A 271-nucleotide genomic window follows, 5' to 3' on the forward strand; every position below is an offset into this window, starting at 1 on the left:
CTGTAGACGTTGAGAAACTCGCGCGTTACCGCGTACCGTTCGTCGTGCGGCAGGAAGATGCCGTCGCCCTTGTTCTCGATCGGGTCGCCGCCGGTGACGACATTGATCAGCAGACGTCCGTTCGACACCCGATCGAGCGTTGCGGTCATGCGAGCTGCAACGCTTGGCGATTGCAAGCCGGGTCGCACCGCCACGAGATAACGCAAGCGCTCAGTCCAAGGCGCGACAGCCGAGGCTACCACCCAGGAATCCTCGCAGCTCCGTCCGGTTG

1 protein-coding gene is annotated in these 271 nt (G+C 63.1%); it reads right to left on the reverse strand.

All coding sequences use genetic code 11. From position 1 onward, the window contains the following. Positions 1-271: LLM class flavin-dependent oxidoreductase (locus tag QSV46_RS39815; RefSeq protein WP_314964107.1), on the reverse strand; the 271-nt coding region annotated here is incomplete at both ends.

This window comes from Bradyrhizobium cosmicum (assembly GCF_032290525.1).
In the GTDB taxonomy this organism is placed as follows: Bacteria; Pseudomonadota; Alphaproteobacteria; order Rhizobiales; family Xanthobacteraceae; genus Bradyrhizobium; species Bradyrhizobium cosmicum_A.